Source organism: Mycobacterium sp. IDUB_3, from assembly GCF_055419585.1.
The window spans coordinates 1,212,425-1,231,657 of record NZ_JBVAXZ010000001.1 but is presented as its reverse complement, the minus strand read 5'-3'; the positions used below and the strand labels follow the sequence as shown (position 1 = coordinate 1,231,657).

Here is a 19,233-nt window from a genome sequence, read left to right as displayed (position 1 = left end):
AGGGGACTACTGTCAGCCCCATGGTATTCACCGCTGCGGCGGTCGCCGTAGCACGGTCGGCGGCGCCCGAGCCCATTCCGCCATCGATGATCTGCGAGGTCTATCCGCACGGATTTGTGCCGTATCTGCTCGAAGGGCGCTGATGTCGACCTCACGCCGCATCTTTTTCGCCGGCGCCTCCGGGGTCATCGGCCAGCGACTGGTGCCGTTGCTGCGGGACGCCGGTCACACCGTCGGTGCGATGACGCGCTCGCCGGAGAAGGCCGGCCGGTTGGCCGCCACCGGCGCGCAACCGATCGTCTGTGATGTATTCGACCGTCAGGCGCTCACAGCCGCCGTTCAGGCGTTCGCGCCCGACCTCATACTTCACGAGCTGACAGATCTTCCCGACGATCTGAAAGACTTACCCGAGGATTCGAAAGTCAATGCGCGAATACGCGTCGAAGGCACCCGTAATCTGATCGAGGCATCAAAAGGCTTGGGCTACATCAAGATCGTGGCCCAGAGCGTTGCATGGACCGTGCAACCCGGCGCGGAAGCCGCCGCTGTCGCAGCACTCGAAGAAGCGGTGCTCGCCGGGGACGGTGTCGTCATCCGGTACGGCTTCCTCTACGGTCCTGGCACCTACTTCGAACAGTCGCGTCCCAACGCACCACGCGTGCACATCGATACGGCCGCCTCTCGGACTCTCGAAGCGATCGACGCACGTCCGGGCATCGTGACCGTCGTTGACAGCGAATGACCGGATGAACATCTGCGTCTTCCTGTCCGCCGCCGACCTCGCCGAGCGCTACACGCGGCCCGCCCGAGAATTCGCCGAGCTCATCGGCAACGGCGGACACGGTTTGGTGTGGGGTGGATCCGACACTGGTCTCATGAAGGTCGTCGCCGACGGCGTTCGGGAGACCGGCGGGCGGCTCGTCGGCATCTCGGTCGAGTTGCTGCGGGAGTTCGCGAGGAAGGACGCCGACGAGATGGTGTTCGCGAAGGACCTCGCCGAGCGCAAAGCGTTGCTGCTCGAGCGCGCGGACGCGATCGTCGTGATGGCAGGCGGCCTCGGCACGCTCGACGAGGCGACGGACGTCCTGGAGCAGAGGAAGCACAAGCTGCACGACAAGCCGGTCGTGCTGCTGAACACGGCCGGGTTTTACGACGGCTTGACGATTCAGCTTCAGCGAATGGACGAGGAACGTTTCCTTCCGGTGCCCATCATCGATCTGGTCTTCATCGCTGACGACGGCGCCGAAGCCCTCGCCTACTTGGAAGGTCTGATCCGCGAAGCTAATTGAACGATCTCGGGCGCCGCGCTAAGCGCTGTCGGCCGGTTGCAGAAGACGCTGTACCGCGCGTCGGGCGTCGACGGCGGGCGCCACTCGGTGCTGGATCGTGCAAAACTCACCGAAACTGCCGTAGCTAGCAGCCGCGCGCAGATCCCGCCCCGGCGTCACCCCGGCGTCCGAGGGCGGTTGGTCGCGGGTTCGAGCCCCGCCCGCCCCACCGGCCAAATGTATGACTTCGGGTGATGCTTGTCGTTTCGCCTTCGGGTGATTGGAGGGCGGACCATCAGTCCGTTGGGGCCGCTCATCCCCACCAGAACGACGTGGCGATCGCCACATAGAGCGCGATGAGCACTGCTCCTTCGAACCAGGTCGACTCGCCGTCGAAGGTCACCAGTACCGCGACCAGCGCCGACATAATCATCGACGCCAACAGCAGCGGCGAGAACACCAGATCGAAACCGGGCTGGCCGAGCCATACCGCCGCCAGGCAGACGATCGGGGCAACGGTGAGCGCGATCTGGACGGGCGACTGGAGGACCACCTGAACCGCGTAGTCCATCTGGTTCTTGGCCGCCAGCTGAACGCCGACGAAATTCTCCACCGCGTTGCCGGCGATGGCCACGATCACCAGACCGGCGAAAACCTCGTTGATGCCCGCTGCATGCATCGCTGGCTCGAGGGCGGCGACGAACCATTCCGACACGAAGGCCGCACCGATACCGGCGAGGGCCAGCATGCCGATGGCCATCGCCAACGGCCAGTCGCCGTGTGCCGTCGCGGCACTGGCGGCTTCGGCCGAATCCCGGCTGGCCACAATGGGAGAGGTCGCTCTGGAGGGTTTATGACCAGCTTGCAGCGCCGGGTCGGGGGCCCGGTTTCCGAGCGTGGCGGGCAGCGAGAGTGCGAACAGCGCGAGCATGACGATGGAGACGACGACCGACACCGCCCGTTCGTGCTGTTGCGCCGGGGTGTGTATTGCGGCGGTGAGCGAGGGAACGGCCAGGATGAACACCGCGAGGGTGAACATGAGTCCGAGGGTGCGTCCGTCGTCGGCGCCGAAGCGCTGGCGGCCGTGCTTGATCCCGCCGGCCACGAATGCGAGCCCGAGCACCAGCAGGGCGTTGGAGAGAATCGAGCCGACGATGGTGGCCTTCACCACGCCGTAAAGGCCTGCCTTGAGTGCGAACAGGATGACGAACAACTCGGGCAGGTTTCCCAGGGCCGTCTGCAGTATCCCAGTGGCGTTGGGCCCGAGCCGGTCTCCGAGCGCCTCCACCGAACGGCCGACCAGAGATGCCAGTGTGGCCAACGCGAGTGCGGAGATGGTGAACGCCAGCACTGCATTGGCGTGGGTGAAGTTGAGAACCCCTGCTGCGATGGACGCGATCACGGTGATGGTGATCATGATGCGGTCGCGCCGGGTCAGCAGCGGGAGCCGTTCGGTATGGGTGGTCGTCACGCGCCTCTCCTGCTCTGATCGCGCTGAAGTTTTCCACAACCGAACGGTTCGCGCGGGAAACACGCTGGTCCCGCTGCGGCGACCTCGACTTACTGCCGAGTCCGGGGGGCAATCGCGGGACGCAGCCGTAATCCTGATCTGCGCCGTCACGCTCATGCTGATAGGCGCCATCAACCTCTGGGTCATGACCAGTATCCGTCGGAGCGCTCCGGGCCGTCGCGGATCCCTGTTACTAGGGAGCTAGCTGGCGCAAAGGCGGTCAGCCATTCTACGGACCGACGCGACGCGGTAAACGTCTTACGCCCGGTCCTGGCGGCGGTCGGCCTCCCCGCGAGCCGGCCGGCCACAACCCTGAGGCATGGCACCCGCATGCCAGCTGTTGAAGGTGTCCAGCCGGCTACACGGCCTACGCAACTCCGTTGCGGCGCAACGGCTGTCGTATGAAACGAATTTTACCCAAGTGTCGAAGTGATTGGGGCACAGCACGTTTGCGTTGACGCGTGAAGCCAGCAGCGGGGGCAAGGGGCACGTCAACAACGTGCCACCGTTGCTTGGCGGGTCAGTACAGGCGATCCAGCCGACCCTGGGAAATCCTTGAAACCAGCCATGGCCTGCGCGGTCCGCTGGGTCAAGGGCGCGACATCCCCTCTCCGGCGCGTAGGATCCCTATATGCGAAGGGCTTTCGTCGTTACATTCGCGGTTGGGTTGATTGTCGCACTGTTCGGTCTGATCTGGGCGCTCCAGGGATTTGGAGTGCTTGGTGGGAGCCCGATGAGCAACACCACGACCTGGTCCATCATTGGTCCGATCACGGTGCTGATCGGCGTCGTGATTGCGCTATTCAGTTGGCGGAAACTCTCGTCAAAATAGCGTTTCATGTCTCCACTACCGTGAAGTCCACCGTGTGCCAGCCGGTGGCGCCGTCGGGGACGCTACCAACCTGATCTGCCGTTTGGGTGCCTCCGGTGTTGTCGGTGGCGCGCACGGTGATCGTGTGTTTCCCTGGGCTTTTCGCCTGCCAGGGGAACCTCCACAACCGCCACGTCTCGTTGGAATAGCTCGCGCCCTGTTCAGCGGGCTGCCACACACCATCGTCGATGAGGACCTCTACGGCCCGCACGCCGCGATTCTGTGCCCACGCGACACCGCCAAAAACGACGGGCCCTATCGGCACTTTCTGACCACCTTTCGGCACGTCGATCCGCGACTCGGTCTTGATGGGCGCACGCGGTGCCCAGCCCTGGCGCGTCCAGTACGCCGCTGCTCTGTCGAAGCGGGTCAGCTCCATCTCGACGACCCACTTAGTGGCCGACACGTACCCGTAGAGCCCGGGCACCACTAGCCGGGCCGGGTACCCATGCTCGATCGGCAGCGGCTGACCGTTGAGGCCGACGGCCAGGAGTGCGTCGCGACCATCGGTGAGTGCCTGCACTGGCGTTCCGGCGGTGAACCCGTCGATCGACGTCGACAGCATCATATCGGCGTCTCCGTGCACACGGGCCGCCGCAAGCAGATCAGCCACCCGGTAGCCTGTCCAGACACCCGTCGAAATCAGATTGCCCCCAACGGGATTCGACACGCAGGTTAACGTCGTCACCGTTTCGACCAGATCAAAGTGGGCGAGGTCGTCGAAGCTGTAGGTGGTTTCGTGGTCCACCATGCCGTGGATGCGCAGCCGCCAGTCGCCGTGGCTGAGTTGGGGAACACTGAGTGCGGTGTCCACCCGGTAAAAGTCGGCGGCGGCGGTGACAAAGCTCGGTAGCGCAACGCCGTTCGGTTGCACATCAGCAGGTATTGGTGGCGCCGATGTGCGCGGTCGGGGAAGTATGAAGCTGTTGCGGTCAGCGGCCACCGAATGCACCAACCGCGTGATGACCGCACCCGCCACGCCACTCACTACTCCGAATCCGAGCAATCCCAACATGATCAACCTGCGCCGGCCGGCATCCGGCTCGTCGCTGTCGGCTCTGTCTCCCGGGTCTCCCAGGGCGGGCCAAAACCGACGGGTGAGCACGCGAAGGGTCGCCACGCCGCAGGCGGCGCCCGCGACGCTGGGGATGGTGTCGAGTGCTGTCGCACCCTGCCGCGACAGCACTGCAATGCATCCGAGGACGCCCGCCCCGCCGACCATGGCGCTACCGAGCGGGCGACGCTGAGTCTCGAGGGTCCCGGCGATTGCAGCGATCGTAGCGATCACCACGAGCACGACGACGGCCACGAAGAGTTTGTCCAGAGAGCCCATGGTCTGAATTGCCCACTCTTTGATGGGTCCCGGTGTCAGGTCGACGGCCACTGAGCCGATCGCAGCACGCGCATCGGCCCGCGCACCGAACGGGATGCCCACCAGCTGGGCTACTCCCAGCGAGACGGTCGCGGCGGCGACCCCAGCGATCATCCGCTCATTGGATGAGGCGACGACCATCGAACTACTGTACTCGCGTTCGCCTCAACAACCGCAAACATCTTGCCGTGCAGGCGAACCGGCGACATTAGATTGCTGCCCGACGACCGGGGGCACGGTTCTGGCGATCTAGCCTGACCCTGCACTGGGGGCCACAGCGGTGGCCTCGATCGGAGGTCCCAGCACGTCTGCAGTGATCGGCCCATACTGGAGGAGTCTCGACGTTTCATCGGCTGTAAGTCGCTTCGCACTCGCCGAGAAGCACTGACAGGTCTTGCCCGGGTGGAAGTGGACATGATGATCATCCTTTACGCATTGGCCGCAGCGTTCGGCCTTGGTGTGCTCTTGCTGGGCACAAACGTTCGGGTCGTCAAGCAATTCGAACAAGGCGTCGTCTTTCGTTTCGGACGTGCGCAAACCGGGGTCCGTGGACCGGGGCTCACGATGCTGATTCCAATCGCCGATCGCCTCAAGAAGGTGAACATGCAGATCATCACGATGCCGGTGCCCGCCCAGGATGGCATCACGCGCGACAACGTGACCGTGCGTGTGGATGCTGTCATCTATTTCAAGGTTGCGGATCCGGTGCGTGTGGTTGTCGACGTACAGGACTATGTGTCCGCTATTGGCCAGGTCGCGCAGACATCGCTGCGTTCAATCATCGGCAAAAGCGACCTGGACGACCTACTCTGCAACCGCGAGGGTCTCAATCAGGGCCTGGAGTTGATGATCGACAGCCCCGCGGTGGGCTGGGGTATTCACATCGACCGCGTGGAAATTAAGGATGTAGTACTGCCGGATTCGATGAAGCGGTCGATCGCGCGCCAAGCCGAGGCGGAGCGTGAGCGGCGCGCTCGGGTTATCACCGCTGACGGTGAACTACAGGCGTCTGAAAAACTGGCCCAAGCGGCCGAGACGATGGCCGTGCACCCGGCTGCGCTTCAGTTGCGGCTCTTGGAAACCGTGGTCGAGGTCGCCGCGGAGAAGAACTCGACCCTGGTGCTTCCCTTCCCCGTCGAACTGCTCCGGTTTTTGGAACGAGCAACACCGCAAGCATCCGGGAGTCGGGACGACGAAGCCGCTGTGCCCTCGACCTGAGCTGCGGTTTCCGAACCCGGGTGAGCTGGCCATGTTGGCCGACACACCCTGACTCTCGTCGAATTACTCTTGGCCCAACAAATCTCACGGAACCGCTGTGCGGGTCGTGGCAGCCTGGCGGGCCCGCGCGGCAGTGCGTCGTGCGGCCTCCGTATGCTCGGCGGCGGTGACGACCACCGCGTCAGACCCGGGGTACACCGTCGCCTCGTGCCCAGTCACCAGCCAACGCACGACGTATGGCGGAGAGCCGTCTTGCGAGCGCACCTCGATGATCTCAGCATGTTGATCATGGCGTTCCGTGGTTGTGCCCTTTACCACGAGGTAGTCGCCGACATTTGCCTTCATCGCCCGCCCCCTTCTCGTCCTGGTGAGACTGCGGACCCCTCCATCGTGCGCGCGTTCGTCACCTAACGGAAGCTCGAACTACTGCAGCTTTCCGGCGACGAAGTCCGCGCTTGTGGGTCGGCGCGTAGTCCCACGCCCGTGGCTGAATTCCGACGCTGCAGCCGCGCGAAGCTCGCGCTCGGTTTCGCCACACTGTTTAAATTGTGCGCGTGGCAGCGCGCGCCGTCCTGGTTACCCCACTGTCGGGCCCGCTGGCCAGATTCGGGATAGCAGGGGCGAGCGCCGTTGCTCTCTGGGCTGACAGTTCCGGAGTAAGCCTGGAGATCATCGACGCTTACCCCTCCGCGGCGTCCGCGATACGGGCCGCCGAGGCTAGCCGGCCCAACGTGGTGTTCGGGCCCTACGGTTCGGGGCCCGCGCTCGCGGCCGCGGCCGCCTGCACAGGGGTCGTCTGGAACCACGGTGGCGCGACCGCCCGGCTGGCGCGGCCGGCGTATCCGCGTGTCGTCAACGTGGCGTCTCCCGCTTACCGCTATCTCGCAGCAGTGCTCGAAACCCTTGTCGCCGACGGCCTCCGTGAGGGGTCGGAGGTGTTGATAGTCCACGCCGACACCGGATTCGGCCGCGAGGCGGCCGAAGGGGCGGCGCTGGCTGCGCGGCGACTCGGCCTCCTGCGGCGGTCGGTCACTTTTCAGCCAGGCCGGGCCAGAGACATGTTGGCGCAGGTCCCGGCGGGCGATGTGCTGTTATCGGCCGGTTCCTTCGACGACGACGTCGCGATCGCGCAGTGGGCCAACGAACATCATTGGCGCGCAGTTGGATTGGTTGCCGCGGGGGTTGGGGAGCTCCGGCATGCTATCGGTGATCACGTGGAGGGGTTTTACGGACCGTGCCAGTGGTTCGACGACGGGACAGACGATCCCGCGGACGGACCCAACAGCGAGTGGTTCAGAGACCGTTACCGGGACGCGAACGGTACTGAGCCGCCCTATCCGGCTGCTGCGGCCTTCGCCGCAGGTGTCGTTTGGCAGCGCTGCGTCAACGAAGCCGACACTATTGAATCCCTGCCGGTGATGGCCGCGTCACAACAACTCGACACCACCACCTTGTTCGGTCGATTTCGTGTCGACCCGGTCACCGGCGTGCAAACCGGCCATCAGATTCGTGTCGTTCAGTGGCGAGACGGACAGCGGGTGCTGGTCGATCGGCCACCTCGTCAAAAGTGAGCGTCAAAGTCACATCACCTCGCGCGTGGGTCGGCGTGTTGGCGGCGGTCCGTCCCTAGCTAACCAGCTAACACCTGTCGGCTCGTCCCGTCGCGGCGGCAACGCGGCCTCCAGGGGCGAATCTGGCCCGTACTGAGCCCGTACCAAAGACGTATCGACAATGGTCAATTGCACTGTGGTACAGCCGATTTGAGCCATCCCAGCTAGCGGTTTTGCCTGGTCGGCTCGGCGCTGGACAAGGACTCATAATCAGTTGGTCGCGGGTTCGAGCCCCGCCCGCCCCACCATATCGACGCAAGTTCAGGAGCCGTCGCCGCGTACAGGCTTGACGGCGAATCGACGCGGAACCATAGCGCTGCGGACCGGCGACTCTGATGCCCTGGGTTACCAAACCCCGGCCAACTACGCTGCCACTTGTAGTTCAACGTCAACCGACTCTGACCCGCGTGGAGAGCCATTGCCGGGAAGTTGCGCCGAGGAGGATGGCCAATGGTTAACGAGGTCAAGCCGAATATCGTTTTCGTTCTTGCGGATAACGTCGGATGGGGTGATTTCGGCTGCTATGGCGGCACAACGCCGACACCGAGGATCGACGAGCTGGCAGCAGGCGGGGTGCGGTTCACCAACTACAACGTGGAATCGCAGTGCACCCCGACGCGCTCGGCCATCTTGACCGGCCGCCAGTCGGTGCGATCGGGAACCTACACGGTGCCCTTTCCCGGCATGGGGGAGGGCGGGATGACGCCGTGGGAGTACACGATCGCCGACCTTCTCTCCGATGCCGGCTATGCGACGGCACTGTTCGGCAAGTGGCATCTGGGCGACGTCGAAGGCCGTCTGCCGACCGATCAGGGCTTCGACGAATGGTGGGGTTACCGCAACAGCGTCGACGAGGCCGGTTGGACGTCCTACGCAACCTTCAACGCGATCGCCGAAGCGGCCGGGATACCGGTGCCTCAGCTGTGGCAGGGCGTCAAGGGCAGCGAGCACAAGGCCGTCGGCGAGCTGAACTTGCAGGTGCGGCCGTTACTCGACGAGATGATTGTGGCAAAAACGACCGCATACATCAGCCGGCAGGCCGCGGCGGGCACGCCGTTTTCACCTATGTGGGCCTGTCCCACATGCATCCCCCGAAGCGGCCCATCCTGATTTCGACCAAACCTCCCCGCAGCGCCTGGGGCAGTATGCGGACCTGCTCGCCGAGATGGACTACCGCGTCGGCCAAATCATCGATGCCGTGCACGAGGCGGGTATCGCGGACAACACCGTGATCGTGTTCTCCAGCGACAACGCCGCCGGCTGGATCAACGCCGAGCCCGGCGGGTCATGCGGCCCGTTTCGGGGATCGTTTTCACCCCACCCGCTGAGGGCAGCATGCGGGTTCCCGCGATCGTGTCCTGGCCCGGTACGACCCCGGCCGGAATGGTCATTTCCGCGGCGCTGACCTGCCACGACTGGTACAAAACCTTTGCCTCGCTGGCTGGGGCCGCCGACAAGATACCCACCGACCGGCCGCTCGACGGCTTCGACGCCTCGCACTGCTGCGCGGAAGAGTTCTGAAACCGGTCGGGCCAGTGTCTTGTTCTTCGGTCCCGACGGTCAACTCATGTCGGTGAAATGGCGCGACGTCAAATGTGTTCTGCGCTACGCAGAGGGCATCGATAAGCCCATCGTGGCGCCGCAGATGCCGATTGTGTTCGACCTCGGATCCGATCCGCACGAGGACTTCAATCTGATGGATCACAAGCTCGACATGGGCTGGATGTTGCTGCCGGTGTTCAAAGAAATCGGGGAATTCACCCGCAGTGTCGACCGATACCCGAACATCAAGCCCGGCCAGGAATTCCACGGGTACCCCTCGACAGTGAGAGCGGAACAAGGGTTTAACGGTTGAACATCCTTCGGGTGGTGGCATGTGGCGCTGCGGGCCGACACTATGTGTCGACTGCCGCGTCCTCGCCGGGCGTACACGCTGATGGGCTGCGCCGCGGATTAATCTGCTGTATCGCAAAAAGGGTTATCTTTGTCTGATTAGCTTGAGCCGGGCTTACGACCGTCATCGGTTGCGGCCCGGTTGCTTACCGGATGAAGGAGCCAGTTATGTTCCTCCCAGAAATCATTCGGCGCCGGGTGGTCGTCGGCGCGATCGGCGCTGGCGCGGTTACTGGAACGCTGTTATGCGCTACCGCAGGGACCGCCGCGGCGGATCCGACGCCTCGGCCACCTGACTGCACAGCCGCGAACGTAGCCAGTGTCGCGGCTGGTGTTGCGACGGCGCTCTCGACCTACCTGTTCACCCACCCGGACGTGAACGGGTTCTACACCGATCTTCAGGATCAGCCCAAAGATCAGATCCGCGACGACGTGCAGAACTACTTCAACGCCAATCCGCAAGAGCAAGCCGACCTCGAAGGCATCCGTCAGCCAATGACCGACATCAGGGAGCGTTGCCAGTGGACCCCACTACTCGGCGCGGGCGCCTCGTGAGCACAACAAGATCGCGAACTGTATGGCTGCGCTCCTGGATCGCCGCGGGCGCAGCTACGATGGCTGTCACATCGATCCCTGAAATGTATTGCGCAGTGCAGCCCTCCGGTATTGCCAATGCCGACGTCTGCGCGAGCGTCGGCAGGCGCGTTTCAGTCAGCGGATGCACCAACGTTGCCGACACGGTCAACGCCTATGTACCGCCACCGGCCGACTATGCACCGCTGCCGCAGGACTTTCCGCCCCCACCGCCACCACCGCCGCCGGCGAATGTCTGCGTTGGAGCCGGCCGCCGAATCCATGTAAGCGGGTGCTTCTAAAGGCGCGACCTCGCGCGTGGGCGTCGGGCGATGCGTAAACCGAAGCTGTTAGAAGAGTGTCGTTTGCGTCTTTGACATGGCGCTAGCTGCGGCGGTCCTCCGCGGGCGCTTGGGCAGCAGGCAGGCAAGTCGATGCCAAAGGTGTTGTATTCGCACGTTCTCGCGCACCAGGTCGCCGAGGATGCGGAGGTCGCACTACTCGAAACCGGTTCACGACTTTCGGGTGTCATGCAGAGCCTCCGCGCAGCGCGATGGGCGTCTGGTCGGCGTCGAGCAATACGGTCGCGTTGTGGATCCCCGCGGCCAGGATGTCGTCGGACAGCGCCGGGTCGGACACCGCTCGTGCGAGCTGCATGGTGGCCACCAGGATGGTGAACAGTCCCAGCGCGGTGCTGCGCGCGGCCGAGGGGTCGCTCGGCGAGAGGTGCGCGGCGATGACGTCAACGATGGACGTCATCCCCTCGGTGTAGGAATCGCGAACCGCGGCGCTGCAGCGGCCGATCTCGTCGAGCAATGCGGCGTTGGGGCAACCGGTGCCCGGATCGTCGCGGTGCTGAGCTGAGAGGTATTCCCGGATGTAGTCCTTCAGCGCGGCCCGACCGCTGGGTAACGACGACAACACGTCGTGCTGACCTCGCAACTGGTCGGCCACGGCGTGGGCCACCAGGTCGTCCTTGGATGCGAAGTGGGCGTAGAACGCGCCATTGGTCAGACCGGCATCCGACATCAGCGTCGCGATCCCGGAACCGTCGATGCCGTCGGTCTTGAACCGCTCGCTGGCCGTAGCGATGATGCGGCGCCGCGTCTCGGCCTTGCGCTGCCCGGTGTGTCGTGCCATCGGGTCACCTCCCTGCCATGAGAACCGATACTTGCCAAATCATACCATTTGATATTACGCTCATAATATTATGATCGTAAGATCGGTTGCGGAGCGGAGAAAACCTGATGACCACTGCCCACGACCCCCTGCAGCTGCCCTGCGGGCTGGTGCTGCCCAACCGGCTGATGAAAGCCGACAGCCCTCGACGCACGAACCCACACCCCGCTGAAAGGCACATCATGACCACCTGGAAAGACACCCCCACCCGCACCGTCAACGTCGACGGCGTGCCATTCGCCTACCGCGAACTCGGCACCGGCACAGGGGTTCCCGTGGTGTTCCTGCACCACCTCACCGCGGTCCTCGACGACTGGGACCCCCGCATCGTCGACGGCATCGCGGCACACCACCGTGTCATCACCTTCGACAACCGCGGTGTCGGCGCCACCGGCGGCACGGTGCCCACCACCGTCGAGCAGATGGGCACCGACGCCGTCGCCTTCATCCGCGCCCTGGGACTCGAACAGGTCGACCTGTTCGGATTCTCACTCGGCGGCGGCGTCGCCCAAGTGGTGGCCCTGCAAGCCCCCGAACTGGTCCGCCGGATGGTCCTAGCCGGCACCGGACCCCGCGGCGGCGGCGGCATCGACAAGATGGCCACCATCGTCGGAACCGCGTACCTCAAAGCGCTCCTCACCTGGAGCGACCCCCGCAACTTCCTGTTCTTCCCGCGAACCACCGAAGGCAAGGCCGCCGCCGGCGACTACCTGCACCGCCTCAAGGAACGGGCCGGCGACCGCGACAAGAAGATCACCCTGCGCGCAGGCGTCAACCAGATCAAAGCCATCCGCCACGCCGGACAGAGCCAGCCCGACGACCTGTCGGTCATCACCCAGCCCGTCCTGATCGCCAACGGCGACAACGACCTGATGGTCGCCAGCGAACACTCCAGCGACATGGCGCGGCGCCTGCCCAACGCCGAACTCAAGATCTACCCGAACTCCGGACACGGCGGAGTCTTCCAGTACCACCGCGAATTCGTCCCCACCGCACTGCAATTCCTCGCCAACTAACCACATCGAAAATCAAGGAAGTAGCCATGAACGCCAACCACAACCAACCCCAGAGAATCATCACCTCATATCGCGACGCACCGGCGCGCACCCTCACCGCCGGCGGGGTCACCTACGCCTACCGCGAACTGGGGCCCACCGGCGGAATCCCGGTCATCTTCCTGGTCCACCTCGCCGCCACCCTCGATAACTGGGACCCCCGCGTCATCGACCCGATCGCCAAGGGCCACCACGTCATCGCCTTCGACAACCGCGGCGTCGGAGCCTCAAGCGGCACCGTCCCTGACACCGTCGAAGCGATGGTCGACGACGCCTACACGTTCATCTCCGCACTCGGATACGACACCGTCGACATCCTCTCCTTCTCCCTCGGCGGGATGATCGCCCAAGCCCTAGTCCTCAAACATCCCGAACTGGTCCGCAAGCTGATCCTCACCGGAACCGGCCCCGCCGGGGGCAAGGGCATCGACAAGGTCGCCGGCACCACCTACTACGACATGGTGCGCGCCACCCTCACCCGAAGCGACCCCAAGGAATTTCTGTTCTTCAACCGCGACGACACCGGAAAGGCGGCCGCCCGCGCCTTCGTCAAGCGCCTCGACGAACGCACCGACGACAGGGACGCGAAGATCTCGATCAAGGCATTCCAGACCCAACTCAAAGCGATCAAACGATGGGGCCGATCCACACCCGCCGACCTGTCCCGGATCACCCAACCCACACTGATCGCCAACGGCGACCACGACCGCATGGTCCCCAGCGTGCTGTCGGAGGACATGCACCGCCGCATCGCCGGATCCGAGCTGGTCATCTACCCCAACTCCGGGCACGGCGGAATCTTCCAGTACCACGACGAATTCACCAATACCGCAATTGCTTTCCTCGATGGCGATCGTTAGGGAGACAGCCGTGCCACAGCATCTCGACGACGATTGCCATCCGTTCCCCGAAGCCATAGATCGGTGATGAGCATGTCCACGGCGCGACGCTTGGCAGCTGGGCTCAGAATTTCCCTTCGCTAACTCCCGCAACGCGTCCTTCTCCAACTCGGCATCGGCCAGCAGTCGCTTGAACCGGCTGGCGTGGGTGGTGACGGCCCGTCTGCCCTGCCAAGCGGATCTCAAAAGCGATGGCACATGCGATATCAACTTTTGAGACCGCACGCACTGTGCGGTCGCAGCCATTCCGGCGACATTCGAGAGGTGGCAGTCTTGGCACTGTGACCGACCTCGTGGCGGACTTCGAGGCTCAGCGGCCACGCCTGTTCTGGCTGGCCTACCGACTGCTGGGGTCGGCGAGCGAAGCCGAAGACGCGGTGCAGGATGCATACCTGCGACTACACGGCGCAGACTCAGCGCTCATCGAATCGCTGCCGGCGTGGCTTACCAAGGCCGTCACGAACCTGTGCCTCAACCGGCTCACGTCGGCCCGCGCTCGCCGGGAGGTCTACCCCGGGCCGTGGCTTCCGGAGCCAGTCCTCACCGACGACCGGACACTCGGCCCGCAGGAAACCGTCGAGCAGCGCGAGTCGGTGTCCATCGCGCTGCTGAGCTTGATGGAGCAACTCAAGCCCAACCAGCGGGCGGCGTTCGTGCTCCGAGAGGCGTTCGCGTACAGCCATTTAGAGATCGCCGAGATCCTCGAGATGTCGGAAGCCAACGTCCGGCAGCTGTACCGGCGAGCGAGGCAGCGACTGGGTGAACCCCGTCAGCCGGTGCACCGACCGGATCGGGCACAGTGGCGGTCCCTGGTCGATCGCTTCTTCACCGCCGCCAGCGCCGATGATGTGGCCGGACTCGTCGAAATCTTGACCGCTGATGTGACCTCCACGGCCGACGGCGGCGGCAAGGTGGCGGCCGCCCGGCGCCCAATCTCGGGCCGCGACCGGATGGCCCAGTACGTGGCGCGGATATTCAGCAGGAACCTAGCGCAGATACAGCTGCGTCTCGATGCCGCCGAGGTCAACGGCGAGCCGGCGATGCTCGCATTCGACGGCGACACACTGGCCGGTGTCTTGTGCTTCGAGATCACTGGCGAGCGGATAGCGGCCGTGCGGATCCTGGCCAATCCCGACAAACTGCGGTTTCTTGCCGAGCAGTTGTCACATCCTGCGGACCTGTCCGGTTCATAGGGGTATGACGAAATCTGTACTCGTAACCGGCGGCACGGGAACCGTGGGCCGCATCGTTGTCGACAGCCTGACGGCGGCGGGGGAGGAGGTCCGCGTTCTAAGTCGCGGGCGGCGCCCCCATCAGTCCACCGACGTTCGGCATGTCGTGGGGGACGTGCAGACTGGTGATGGGCTCGACGCTGCCGTGGACGGCGTCGACACAATCGTGCACTGCGTCTATCCCACCGAGCAGCTGGTCGCGGCGGCGAAACGGGCGGGCTCACCGCATCTGGTTTATGTCTCGATCGTCGGAATCGACCGCATCCCATTCGCCCTCTACCGCATGATGCTCGCCAACGAACGTCTGATCGCCGAGTCGGGCCTGCCGTGGACGGTGCTGCGGGCGACCCAGTTTCACGACCTGATCGCCTTCATGTTGCGCATGCTCGCGAAACCACCGGTCCTGGCGCTGCCGTCGGGCCTGCGGTTCCAACCGGTCGACGTGCGCGACCTGGGCGCACGGTTGGCCCAATTGGCGCTGGGCCAGCCGATCGGGCGTGCGCCGGATTTCGGCGGCCCGCAGGCGCGTGCGATCGACGATCTTGCCCGCAGCTACCTGGCGATCGTCGGTAAGCGCCGACCCATCGTCCCAGTCCGATTGCCCGGCAAGGTAGTTGGCGGGATCCGCGCCGGCGGGCTGCTAACCCCGGAGCACGCCGCCGGCACGATCACCTTCGAGGAATACCTCGGCGAACAAGTCGCCACGGGCGACCTGCCCTACCGCGACGCCATCCGCGCTTACCTGCCGCACCGCCGACGCAAGGGGTCGCGGTGAACGCCCGGCTGACCGCGCTTCGCGCCGGGGTGTGGTTTCTCACATTCGTGGAGGTGGTGGTCGGGGTCGTCGCGGCGCTGGCCCCTCGGGCGTTCTACGACTACGTGCCCTGGGTGGATCTCATTCCGCCGTACTCCGAACACCTCATGCGCGACTACGGCGCCATGAATCTCTCGCTTGCGCTCGTATTCGTTGTCGCTGCAATCACGATGGAGCGCCGCATGGTGCGGATCGCGCTGGGCGCGTACCTGCTGTTCGCCATCGCGCACCTGAGCTTTCATCTCACGCACCTGGAGCACTTCACGATGGAGGCCGCGGTCTGGCAGACGATTCTGCTCACGGTGGCCGTGCTGCTGCCGGTTGGTCTGCTGATCCTCACGGCTTGGCGGCCAAGGCGAGCCGCCATAAAGGAAGCAAATGACTGGCGTGAAGATCAGGCACTAGGAAGTTGACCTCGTCGGTCGTGCCGCAGGTCCTCGGGCGGGCTGCTCGCCGTGAGCGATGCGTGACATCGACAATCGACTGCTTGGGCGACCCCACTGGTTCAATTTCTTCGTTCTGTTGACCAAAGTCACTGCGTGGGATTGACTTTGGTCAACACCAGCGCCGCTTCGTTGTACGGAAAGAGGCGGTAGAACACACCAGATGGCCCTGTAACGAGCGTTGCGGCCTCGGCCTTGCTCAGGAGGCGGGGATTGGCGAGCGAGATACTCTTGCCGCGCTTGTGCAGCACCGCCTGTCCACCGGCGAATACATTCTTCAGCCAGTCCGATTTCAGCCCGTACCCGATGAGAACGACGAAGCCGTCGTGGGTGGGAAAAACCAACAGCGGCGTTCGAAAATGCTTGCCTGATTTGCGTCCGACGTGTTCGAGGGTCCCTTGGCCTGGAAGCCATGGCGTGATCGACCGAGCCGTTGGATTGGTGACTCGCTTATTGAAGTTTGCGACGGCCCTTGGCACCCGCATGGATCCCCCTCCTTCACAACCAAGCCCGAAAATGAGCAGTATCCGTTGGAACGCTACGGGCCGTAGCGGATCGCTGTTACCAGGGAGCTAGCTGGCGCAAGGTCGCAGAGGTCCGGTGGGATCGGCCTGCCGAGGCGCGACATCGTTTCGCGGCTGCCTAGGGAATCCACCCTCCATCCGTGCTGGGACAGCCATGATGCCGTATCGCTGGCATCGTGGTTTTTGATGAAGGCCGTCACATCCACGTCTACGCCTAGCGCGTCGTCGATCTCGGCTGCTCCGTCGCGCCATGCGCTCAGCCGTTCGTCGCCGAAATGCATTGTCGAGTGGTGAGAAACCTCAGCGGCGAGCCGGCTACTCGGTGCGCTTAGCGCAGTGAGCGCGTCGAAGAGCGCGTTGTGCTCGGTTGACGATAGGTAGGGCAGCAGTCCCTCGATGAGCCAGGCGGTCGGCAGGGACTTGTCCCATCCCGCTTCCATCAACATCAGCGGCCAACGCTCATCGCGCAAGTCGACAGGAACCGCGCACAGGTCGGCTAGCGGAGTAGCTCCATGCGCTGTTAAGGCGGTGTCTTTGAACGCCTGGACCGCGGGCTGGTCGATTTCGTACACACGCTTGTCGGTGAGATGGACGAGGCGATAGGCGCGGGCGTCAAGGCCGGCCGCGAGGATGACGAATTGGCTCATCCCTAAACCCGCTGCGTGAGCACAGAACTCGTCGAAGAAGACCGTCCGTGTGGCCACGTACTCGCGGCCCGTTCGCGCAACCCGCCGCCCAACATCGTCCTCTGCGCCCATCCACGAAAGGTCGCCACAGGCTATCCGTTGCCAACCCGGTTCCTTGGCCGCCGCCACCAGCACCGCCGCAAACTCGTCGTGGATCAACGGGTCGTCTTGTGCTGTTTCTGCTGCCCGTTGAGCAGCGACAGCAAGGGCCGTTGACCCCAGATCGGTGGTGACGTCCCAACTCATGCGGTCGCGGGCACCAGGGCGCTGATGTCTTCGCCTTGCATGAGCTTCATGATCAGATTCAGGTCGAAATAGTCGGTCCAGCGAGTGATCCTTCCATTGCCATCGACGACGAAGGTCCCCATTACCGGGATGGCCGGCTTGCTTCCGTCGGGAGCCTGGATGTAGTCCAGGCGTTCAGTGAGCACCACGGAACCGTCGCTGGCGAGGTTGACGATTTGGAAGGCGTAGGCGTCCGGGAACATCGCGAACTGAGCGGCCATGTTCGCCACGATGGCTTCTGGTCCGGTGAAGGCGGGCATTCCCACGTTCTGATAAACGGCTCCTTCGGCGAGCAGGGGACGCAACGCTTCGGCGTCGCGCTGCTCCATCAAGGCACAGAAGTCGCGGACGACATCGGCGGGTGAAGACATTAGTGAAATCCCTTCATGGCGAGTGAGTGAATTAACTTGAGCGGGCTGGAAAATGATGCGGATCCGTCGTTCCCCAAAGACTCAATGGTCGTGGATTATCACCCCACGGATGTTGCGGCCGGCGAGCATGTCGTCGTAGGCCTCATTGATGTCGTTGAGCTTGTATTCGGTGGTGACGGTTTCGTCGAGCAACAGCTTGCCGCTTCGATAGAGGCTTATCAGTCGAGGGATATCGGCCCGCGGGTTGGCTTCGCCGTAAAGGCTGCCCAGGAGGCGTTTTTGGAACAGCGTGAACAACGTCAGCGGCAGCGTCGGCGTCACGTCGGACATCGATGCCAGGGCGGTGACCACCACCGCACCGCCCTTCCGCACGGCATTGAGCGCGTCGTTGATCATCGCGCCTTCGAGCACGCCCGGCGTGAGGATGGCCGAGTCTGCCATGACTCCGCGCGTAATCTCGCCAACCAACTGGGTTGCTTCCTCCATCGAGGTGGCAAAGTGCGTGGCTCCGAACTGAATTGCTCTGTCGCGCTTGCCCGGCTCAATATCGACCACGACGATTTGCTCCGCACCCGCCAGCCGCGCGCCCTGAATCGCACCGCTGCCGATGCCTCCGCAGCCCATCACAAGCACCACGTCGCCGGGACTGATGTTCGCGGTGTTGACGGCCGAGCCCCAGCCGGTGGTTACGCCGCAGCCGAGAAGACACGCGCGCGACAGCGGCACATCGTTGTCGATCTTGACCACGGAGGCTTCCGACAACACGCCCCATTGCGCGAAACTGCCGACGCCTGAGAGGGCTCCGATGCCCTGCCCCCTGGCCCGGCGTCGGAAGGTGCCGTCGGCCTGGACTCCCGCGAGTATGGTCGCGCCGTAATCGCAGAGGTTCTGATGCCCCGTGGCGCACCAGCGGCAGCGACCGCACGCCGGCAGGAAAGAGGTGACCACATGGTCGCCCACCGCTACATCGCGCACTCCCGGACCGACCTCTTGAACGATGCCCGCCCCTTCGTGTCCACCTATCAAGGGAAAACTCACCCCGAACATGTCGCCGGTGCGGATATGGTGGTCGGAATGGCATAGACCGGTGGCTGCGAACTCGACGAGTAGCTCGCCTTCTTGCGGCGGATCGAGTTCGATCTCTTCCACCGACCACTTCTCGTTCAGCCCCCACAGAACTGCTCCATTGGTCTTCACGGCGACTCCTTGATATGTATGGCACGCTCGGGGCAGTTCGCGATCGCGTTGTGTGCCCGGTCTTCCCATCCGGGAGGAATGTTTTCCACGATGACGAAGGCGGTCCCTTCGTCGTCGATCTCGAACAACTCGGGAAACGTTGCGTGACAACGGCTGTGGCCTTGGCACATTTCCCTGTCGACATGAAGTTTCACGCTGTCTCTTCTCCCTAGCACATCCGCTGGCCGGACCTA

General features: G+C 64.0%; 26 protein-coding genes. 17 read left to right on the top strand and 9 right to left on the bottom strand.

Annotated elements, in window-relative coordinates; all coding sequences use genetic code 11:
- The first annotated feature begins 20 nt into the window (after positions 1-20).
- Genes ACZYVJ_RS05365 through ACZYVJ_RS05355 form a run of 3 tightly spaced genes read left to right on the top strand, consistent with a single transcriptional unit; the run spans position 21 to position 1,289 of the window.
- Complete coding sequence (locus ACZYVJ_RS05365; protein ID WP_463830085.1) at positions 21-143, top strand: hypothetical protein; 123 nt, start codon at positions 21-23, stop codon at positions 141-143.
- On the top strand, positions 143-742 hold the full coding sequence (locus ACZYVJ_RS05360) for an NAD-dependent epimerase/dehydratase family protein (protein WP_463830084.1): 600 nt from the start codon (positions 143-145) through the stop codon (positions 740-742). Before ACZYVJ_RS05365 ends, ACZYVJ_RS05360 begins: the two co-directional genes overlap by 1 nt.
- 4 nt (positions 743-746) lie before the next feature.
- Positions 747-1,289, top strand: coding sequence for an LOG family protein (locus ACZYVJ_RS05355; protein WP_065054318.1), 543 nt, complete (start codon positions 747-749; stop codon positions 1,287-1,289).
- 292 nt (positions 1,290-1,581) lie between these two features.
- Here ACZYVJ_RS05355 and cax read toward each other — a convergent pair whose 3' ends face one another.
- The gene (gene cax / locus ACZYVJ_RS05350) at positions 1,582-2,739 is read right to left on the bottom strand and encodes a calcium/proton exchanger (RefSeq protein ID WP_463830083.1); all 1,158 of its coding nucleotides are present in this window, start codon (positions 2,737-2,739) and stop codon (positions 1,582-1,584) included.
- A 670-nt stretch (positions 2,740-3,409) separates the two neighbouring features.
- Between cax and ACZYVJ_RS05345 the strand changes: the two genes are divergently transcribed.
- On the top strand, positions 3,410-3,610 hold the full coding sequence (locus ACZYVJ_RS05345) for a hypothetical protein (protein ID WP_463830082.1): 201 nt from the start codon (positions 3,410-3,412) through the stop codon (positions 3,608-3,610).
- Positions 3,611-3,614: 4 nt separating this feature from the next.
- On the opposite strand, the gene ACZYVJ_RS05340 is transcribed toward ACZYVJ_RS05345, so the two are convergent.
- The gene (locus ACZYVJ_RS05340; protein WP_463830081.1) at positions 3,615-5,162 is read right to left on the bottom strand and encodes a molybdopterin-dependent oxidoreductase; all 1,548 of its coding nucleotides are present in this window, start codon (positions 5,160-5,162) and stop codon (positions 3,615-3,617) included.
- A gap of 276 nt (positions 5,163-5,438) precedes the next feature.
- Here ACZYVJ_RS05340 and ACZYVJ_RS05335 point away from each other — a divergent pair, with 276 nt between their 5' ends.
- A complete protein-coding gene (locus ACZYVJ_RS05335) occupies positions 5,439-6,239 on the top strand; it encodes an SPFH domain-containing protein (RefSeq protein ID WP_463832846.1) in 801 nt (266 codons plus the stop codon).
- Positions 6,240-6,323: 84 nt separating this feature from the next.
- Here ACZYVJ_RS05335 and ACZYVJ_RS05330 read toward each other — a convergent pair whose 3' ends face one another.
- Entirely contained in the window at positions 6,324-6,584 is a 261-nt protein-coding gene (locus ACZYVJ_RS05330; protein ID WP_463830080.1) for a DUF1918 domain-containing protein, read from the bottom strand.
- 203 nt (positions 6,585-6,787) lie between these two features.
- Here ACZYVJ_RS05330 and ACZYVJ_RS05325 point away from each other — a divergent pair, with 203 nt between their 5' ends.
- The 7 genes from ACZYVJ_RS05325 (at position 6,788) to ACZYVJ_RS05295 (ending at position 10,617) form a co-directional block, all read left to right on the top strand.
- Entirely contained in the window at positions 6,788-7,810 is a 1,023-nt protein-coding gene (locus ACZYVJ_RS05325; RefSeq protein WP_463830079.1) for an ABC transporter substrate-binding protein, read from the top strand.
- A gap of 489 nt (positions 7,811-8,299) precedes the next feature.
- On the top strand, positions 8,300-8,959 hold the full coding sequence (locus tag ACZYVJ_RS05320) for a sulfatase-like hydrolase/transferase (protein ID WP_463830078.1): 660 nt from the start codon (positions 8,300-8,302) through the stop codon (positions 8,957-8,959).
- The gene (locus tag ACZYVJ_RS05315) at positions 8,853-9,254 is read left to right on the top strand and encodes a sulfatase-like hydrolase/transferase (RefSeq protein WP_463830077.1); all 402 of its coding nucleotides are present in this window, start codon (positions 8,853-8,855) and stop codon (positions 9,252-9,254) included. Before ACZYVJ_RS05320 ends, ACZYVJ_RS05315 begins: the two co-directional genes overlap by 107 nt.
- A complete protein-coding gene (locus ACZYVJ_RS05310) occupies positions 9,185-9,370 on the top strand; it encodes a hypothetical protein (RefSeq protein WP_463833090.1) in 186 nt (61 codons plus the stop codon). Before ACZYVJ_RS05315 ends, ACZYVJ_RS05310 begins: the two co-directional genes overlap by 70 nt.
- Before the next feature lie 52 nt (positions 9,371-9,422).
- A complete protein-coding gene (locus ACZYVJ_RS05305) occupies positions 9,423-9,704 on the top strand; it encodes a hypothetical protein (RefSeq protein ID WP_463830076.1) in 282 nt (93 codons plus the stop codon).
- A 206-nt stretch (positions 9,705-9,910) separates the two neighbouring features.
- Entirely contained in the window at positions 9,911-10,297 is a 387-nt protein-coding gene (locus ACZYVJ_RS05300) for a heme-binding protein (protein ID WP_463830075.1), read from the top strand.
- 59 nt (positions 10,298-10,356) lie between these two features.
- Positions 10,357-10,617, top strand: coding sequence for a hypothetical protein (locus ACZYVJ_RS05295; protein WP_463830074.1), 261 nt, complete (start codon positions 10,357-10,359; stop codon positions 10,615-10,617).
- Between the two features lie 226 nt (positions 10,618-10,843).
- Here ACZYVJ_RS05295 and ACZYVJ_RS05290 read toward each other — a convergent pair whose 3' ends face one another.
- On the bottom strand, positions 10,844-11,455 hold the full coding sequence (locus tag ACZYVJ_RS05290) for a TetR/AcrR family transcriptional regulator (protein WP_463830073.1): 612 nt from the start codon (positions 11,453-11,455) through the stop codon (positions 10,844-10,846).
- A 221-nt stretch (positions 11,456-11,676) separates the two neighbouring features.
- Here ACZYVJ_RS05290 and ACZYVJ_RS05285 point away from each other — a divergent pair, with 221 nt between their 5' ends.
- The 5 genes from ACZYVJ_RS05285 to ACZYVJ_RS05265 all read left to right on the top strand — a co-directional run bounded on the left by ACZYVJ_RS05285 (position 11,677) and on the right by ACZYVJ_RS05265 (position 15,907).
- A complete protein-coding gene (locus ACZYVJ_RS05285; protein ID WP_463832845.1) occupies positions 11,677-12,510 on the top strand; it encodes an alpha/beta fold hydrolase in 834 nt (277 codons plus the stop codon).
- Positions 12,511-12,536: 26 nt separating this feature from the next.
- A complete protein-coding gene (locus tag ACZYVJ_RS05280) occupies positions 12,537-13,409 on the top strand; it encodes an alpha/beta fold hydrolase (RefSeq protein ID WP_463830072.1) in 873 nt (290 codons plus the stop codon).
- Positions 13,410-13,729: 320 nt separating this feature from the next.
- Complete coding sequence (locus ACZYVJ_RS05275; RefSeq protein ID WP_463830071.1) at positions 13,730-14,641, top strand: RNA polymerase sigma-70 factor; 912 nt, start codon at positions 13,730-13,732, stop codon at positions 14,639-14,641.
- Between the two features lie 4 nt (positions 14,642-14,645).
- Entirely contained in the window at positions 14,646-15,455 is an 810-nt protein-coding gene (locus ACZYVJ_RS05270; RefSeq protein ID WP_463830070.1) for an SDR family oxidoreductase, read from the top strand.
- Positions 15,452-15,907: a hypothetical protein gene (locus tag ACZYVJ_RS05265; RefSeq protein WP_463830069.1), complete on the top strand. Its 456-nt coding sequence runs from the start codon at positions 15,452-15,454 to the stop codon at positions 15,905-15,907. The genes ACZYVJ_RS05270 and ACZYVJ_RS05265 overlap by 4 nt, the downstream gene beginning before the upstream one ends.
- 119 nt (positions 15,908-16,026) lie before the next feature.
- Here the strand turns inward: ACZYVJ_RS05265 and ACZYVJ_RS05260 are convergent, their stop codons facing one another.
- The 5 genes from ACZYVJ_RS05260 to ACZYVJ_RS05240 form a co-directional block, all read right to left on the bottom strand.
- Positions 16,027-16,422, bottom strand: coding sequence for a nitroreductase family deazaflavin-dependent oxidoreductase (locus ACZYVJ_RS05260; RefSeq protein WP_463830068.1), 396 nt, complete (start codon positions 16,420-16,422; stop codon positions 16,027-16,029).
- Positions 16,423-16,475: 53 nt separating this feature from the next.
- Complete coding sequence (locus ACZYVJ_RS05255; protein ID WP_463830067.1) at positions 16,476-17,393, bottom strand: SAM-dependent methyltransferase; 918 nt, start codon at positions 17,391-17,393, stop codon at positions 16,476-16,478.
- On the bottom strand, positions 17,390-17,803 hold the full coding sequence (locus ACZYVJ_RS05250) for a limonene-1,2-epoxide hydrolase family protein (protein WP_463830066.1): 414 nt from the start codon (positions 17,801-17,803) through the stop codon (positions 17,390-17,392). Before ACZYVJ_RS05250 ends, ACZYVJ_RS05255 begins: the two co-directional genes overlap by 4 nt.
- An 81-nt stretch (positions 17,804-17,884) precedes the next feature.
- The gene (locus ACZYVJ_RS05245; RefSeq protein WP_463830065.1) at positions 17,885-19,000 is read right to left on the bottom strand and encodes an NDMA-dependent alcohol dehydrogenase; all 1,116 of its coding nucleotides are present in this window, start codon (positions 18,998-19,000) and stop codon (positions 17,885-17,887) included.
- The gene (locus tag ACZYVJ_RS05240; RefSeq protein WP_463830064.1) at positions 18,997-19,194 is read right to left on the bottom strand and encodes a ferredoxin; all 198 of its coding nucleotides are present in this window, start codon (positions 19,192-19,194) and stop codon (positions 18,997-18,999) included. The genes ACZYVJ_RS05245 and ACZYVJ_RS05240 overlap by 4 nt, the downstream gene beginning before the upstream one ends.
- Positions 19,195-19,233: the final 39 nt, after the last annotated feature.

What these genes read in the sequence shown, in the direction of transcription:
- ACZYVJ_RS05295 (WP_463830074.1), top strand. Translation starts at nt 10,357, where the DNA reads ATGGCTGTCACATCGATCCCTGAAATGTATTGCGCAGTGCAGCCCTCC.
- ACZYVJ_RS05250 (WP_463830066.1), bottom strand. Translation starts at nt 17,803, where the DNA reads ATGTCTTCACCCGCCGATGTCGTCCGCGACTTCTGTGCCTTGATGGAG.
- ACZYVJ_RS05270 (WP_463830070.1), top strand. Translation starts at nt 14,646, where the DNA reads ATGACGAAATCTGTACTCGTAACCGGCGGCACGGGAACCGTGGGCCGC.
- ACZYVJ_RS05360 (WP_463830084.1), top strand. Translation starts at nt 143, where the DNA reads ATGTCGACCTCACGCCGCATCTTTTTCGCCGGCGCCTCCGGGGTCATC.
- ACZYVJ_RS05340 (WP_463830081.1), bottom strand. Translation starts at nt 5,162, where the DNA reads ATGGTCGTCGCCTCATCCAATGAGCGGATGATCGCTGGGGTCGCCGCC.
- ACZYVJ_RS05335 (WP_463832846.1), top strand. Translation starts at nt 5,439, where the DNA reads ATGATCATCCTTTACGCATTGGCCGCAGCGTTCGGCCTTGGTGTGCTC.
- ACZYVJ_RS05290 (WP_463830073.1), bottom strand. Translation starts at nt 11,455, where the DNA reads ATGGCACGACACACCGGGCAGCGCAAGGCCGAGACGCGGCGCCGCATC.
- ACZYVJ_RS05365 (WP_463830085.1), top strand. Translation starts at nt 21, where the DNA reads ATGGTATTCACCGCTGCGGCGGTCGCCGTAGCACGGTCGGCGGCGCCC.
- ACZYVJ_RS05355 (WP_065054318.1), top strand. Translation starts at nt 747, where the DNA reads ATGAACATCTGCGTCTTCCTGTCCGCCGCCGACCTCGCCGAGCGCTAC.
- ACZYVJ_RS05255 (WP_463830067.1), bottom strand. Translation starts at nt 17,393, where the DNA reads ATGAGTTGGGACGTCACCACCGATCTGGGGTCAACGGCCCTTGCTGTC.
- ACZYVJ_RS05320 (WP_463830078.1), top strand. Translation starts at nt 8,300, where the DNA reads ATGGTTAACGAGGTCAAGCCGAATATCGTTTTCGTTCTTGCGGATAAC.
- ACZYVJ_RS05280 (WP_463830072.1), top strand. Translation starts at nt 12,537, where the DNA reads ATGAACGCCAACCACAACCAACCCCAGAGAATCATCACCTCATATCGC.
- ACZYVJ_RS05260 (WP_463830068.1), bottom strand. Translation starts at nt 16,422, where the DNA reads ATGCGGGTGCCAAGGGCCGTCGCAAACTTCAATAAGCGAGTCACCAAT.
- ACZYVJ_RS05330 (WP_463830080.1), bottom strand. Translation starts at nt 6,584, where the DNA reads ATGAAGGCAAATGTCGGCGACTACCTCGTGGTAAAGGGCACAACCACG.
- ACZYVJ_RS05345 (WP_463830082.1), top strand. Translation starts at nt 3,410, where the DNA reads ATGCGAAGGGCTTTCGTCGTTACATTCGCGGTTGGGTTGATTGTCGCA.
- ACZYVJ_RS05310 (WP_463833090.1), top strand. Translation starts at nt 9,185, where the DNA reads ATGCGGGTTCCCGCGATCGTGTCCTGGCCCGGTACGACCCCGGCCGGA.
- ACZYVJ_RS05285 (WP_463832845.1), top strand. Translation starts at nt 11,677, where the DNA reads ATGACCACCTGGAAAGACACCCCCACCCGCACCGTCAACGTCGACGGC.
- ACZYVJ_RS05300 (WP_463830075.1), top strand. Translation starts at nt 9,911, where the DNA reads ATGTTCCTCCCAGAAATCATTCGGCGCCGGGTGGTCGTCGGCGCGATC.